The 3,355-nt window shown below is 68.8% G+C and carries 3 protein-coding genes; all 3 read right to left on the bottom strand.

Annotated elements, in window-relative coordinates; all coding sequences use genetic code 11:
* Window positions 1-331: SDR family NAD(P)-dependent oxidoreductase (locus tag ACWELQ_RS41665; RefSeq protein ID WP_452402499.1), on the bottom strand; the 331-nt coding region annotated here is incomplete at its 3' end.
* Entirely contained in the window at window positions 328-2,112 is a 1,785-nt protein-coding gene (locus ACWELQ_RS41660; protein WP_452402500.1) for an N-acyl-D-amino-acid deacylase family protein, read from the bottom strand. The genes ACWELQ_RS41660 and ACWELQ_RS41665, both read right to left, overlap by 4 nt.
* A gap of 3 nt (window positions 2,113-2,115) precedes the next feature.
* Window positions 2,116-3,355, bottom strand: a 1,240-nt coding sequence (locus tag ACWELQ_RS41655; RefSeq protein WP_452402498.1) for a class I adenylate-forming enzyme family protein, incomplete at its 5' end; no start/stop codon positions are given.

Raw genomic sequence — 3,355 nt, 5'->3', positions numbered from 1 at the left:
GGCGGCCACCTCGACCACACCCCCGCCCGCCCCGGTCGCCCGCGCCGATGCGGGACGCCCCGGCCGCGTTGAAGGCGGCGTCGAGGCGACCGAAACGCGTTGCGGCGACTCCTACTCCGGCCTCCACCGACGCCTCGTCGGTGACATCGGTGACCGACGGGACGAAGGCGTCACCCAACTCGGCGGCCCGCTTCCCGAGCCCGGCTTCGTCGATGTCGAGTCCGACCACCTTCGCGCCCTCGGCGAGCAGCGCGGCCGAGATGGCCGCACCGATCCCCGACGCGGCACCGGTGACGACCGCGACCTTGCCGTCGAATCGATTCGCGCTCACCGCACTCCACCCTTCAGCTCCGCGACCGGGCTCTCGTACCGTCCGGCACGCAGGAATTCGCCGGTGCGCTCCTTGCCCAGCGTCGCCGCCTTCTCCCCTAACCCGAACACGAACTCGCCGTTGACCAGGACCGCGGTGACGGTCTCGTCATTGCGGTTGACCATGCGGGAGAGGTTGTCGAACTCGGGAATCGGGTTCTCGGCATAGGCTTCCAGGCTGTCGTCCAGGCGGGCCGGATCGATGATCAGCACATCGGCCCGGTCGCCCTCGCGCAGGTGACCGGCGTCCAGGTCGTACCAGTCGGCCAGTTCACCGCTGAGCCGGTGCACCGCCCGCTCGATCGTCAGGAACGGCCGCCCGGCCTGCTGCGCCTGATGCACGCGCTTGAGGAACCGCAGCCCGAAGTTGTAGAACGCCATGTTCCGCAGATGCGCGCCCGCGTCCGAGAAACCCAGCTGCATACTGGGATCCGCCGCGAGGGTGTTCAGCACCTCGGGCCGGTGATTGGAGATGGTGGTCCGCCACCGCACCCCGGATCCGTGCTCGACCAGCAGATCCAGGAAGGCGTCCACCGGGTGGATGCCGCCGCGATCCAGGCCCACCTGTCCGAAGGTCTTGCCGACCACGCTCGGATCCGGGCATTCGGTGATCTCCGCGTCGAAGAAGTCCCGGTGCCAGACGCGCGGGCCCCACTTCTTGTCGTAGTCCTGGCGGAACTGCCGCCGGTATTCCGGGTCGGCGAACAGCTCGTGCCGCTTCTCCAGCTGGTTCGACAGGTGCAAGGCCGCTGCGCCGGAACCGAATTCCTCGAACACCGGCAGATCGATGCCGTCGGAGTACACCTCGAACGGCACCGGCAGATGCTGCCAGCGGAAGTCGCCGCCGAGCCGGTTGAGGATCTTGCCGATCAGCGGGAAGACCTTCACCACCCCGGGGATCGCCTTGATGTCGGCCGCCGAGAGCAGGCTCACCTTCAGGTTCGGCCGGAAGATGCCCAGGCTGGAGGCCGCCATGGCGACCAGCGACTGCGGGCGCGCCACGTCGGGACCGCCCTGCAACGCCCGTTTGCGGTCGCGCAGAATGCGATTGAGCCGCCGCCGTTCCTTGGTGGTCGCATACGTCGAGGGCAGCGTGCGCGAGCGGCACACCTCCCCGTCGAGCTTGTCGAACAGCAGTTGCTGTGAGGACATGCCGACGAAACCCGCGTCGAGGGCCTCACGCAGCTTGTGTTCCATGGCGGTCAGCTCGGCCTCGGTCGGCGTCACGTCCGGATCGGTGGCCCGCTGCAGGCCCAGCTGCGCGGTTCGGATGTCCGAATGTCCGATGAAGGCAGCGATATTCGGCCCCAGCGGCAGTGACTCCAGCGCTCGGACATAGCCGTGCGCGCTGTTCCAGGTCTTCAGCCCGTCGACCGCGGCGACCACGTGCTTGCGCGGAATCGCCTCGACCCGGCCGAACAGGTCGCCCGCGTCCGAGCCCTCCACATGCACGGTCGACAGCGAGCAGGAGCCCAGCAGCAGTGTGGTCACCCCGTGCCGCAACGACTCCGAGAGCGACGGATCCAGCAGCACCTCCACGTCGTAGTGGGTGTGGATGTCGATCATGCCGGGCATGACCCACCGCCCGGTCGCGTCGATGACTCGCGCACAACCGGTTTCGTCCAGCGGCGCGGCCGAGACCGTCGCCACCCGCCCGTCCCGGATGCCCAGATTGCGGACGGCCGACGGCGCGCCCGTCCCGTCGAACCAGCGGCCGTTCTTGATAATGGTGTCGTACAACAGAATTCACTCCCCCACTGAGAGATCGCGGCGCAGCACCTTGCCGGTGGCATTGCGCGGCAGGGGTTCCGCGGTGACCAGCCAGCGGGCCGGCACCTTGAAGTAGGCCAGTTGCTTGGCCACATGGTCGCGCAATTCGTCCTCGCCCACCGAATCCGGTTGGTCCACAACGACGATCGCGGCCACCTCCTGGCCCAGATCCTCGTGCGCGACGCCGATCACGGCCGACTCCCGCACCGCCGGATGCTCGTCCAGGACATTCTCGATCTCCTGCGGGTAGACGTTCTCGCCGCCGCGCAGAATCAGATCCGAGCGCCGCCCGGAGATGTAGAGCTTGCCCTGCCGCAGGGTGCCGAAGTCGCCGGTGCGCAGCCAGCGGTCGGCGTCGATGGCCGCGGCGGTCGCGTCCTCGTTGTTCCAGTAGCCGAGCATGACGTACGGGCTGCGGACGCAGATCTCGCCTTCCTCGCCGTCGGGCACCGCCTTGCCGTCGGGATCGCGGATCTCGAGCGAGACGCCGACCACCGCGCGGCCCACTGTCTCGTTGTCAGCGGCCAGCTCCGGCGGGGTGGCGACGGTCGCGGCGGTACCCGACTCCGTGCAGCCGTAGCTGGTGGTCAGGCCCTGTAACGCGACGGGGAACCGCTCCCGCAGCCGCTGCACCAGCGCGGGCGAGGCGGGCGCGGAGTTCAGTGAGAACGCCGTCAGCGAGGACAGGTCGTACTTCGAGATATCCACGGCCAGAATGCGACTCGCCAGCGTCGGCACGGCCGCCCAGTTGGTGACCCGCTCCGCCTCGACGAGCGCCAGCAGCGATTCCGCGTCGAACTCGCCGGAGGTCGGGAAGACCACGGCGTCACCGGTGGTGAGCCGCGGGATCGACAGATTGTGCAGGCTGGCGATGTGGAACAGCGGCATGGTGGCCAGGTAGCGGCGCGCGGCCGGGGAACCGTCCCAGGCCTGGCCGCGGAAACCGGCGGCCAGCGCGTCCATGAAGCGGTGGTAGTCGGCGACCGCCACCATATTGCGCTGGGTGTGCACGACGCCCTTGGGGCGTCCGGTGGTGCCGGAGGTGTAGAGGATGATCGCCGGATCGTCCTCGGACAGTTCGGCGCTCGGATTGCCGCCCGCGAATTCCGCGATCAGCGCGGGCAGATCGGTCTCCATGGTGAGGACCGGGATGTCGGCGGAGGCGGCCACGAACGGGCCGGACGCCTTGGACAGCACCTCAGTGACGTAGGGCAGA

Source organism: Nocardia sp. NPDC004722 (assembly GCF_053601505.1).
Note: the sequence above shows the minus strand (reverse complement) of the source record. Positions and strands in the feature narration are given on the sequence as shown.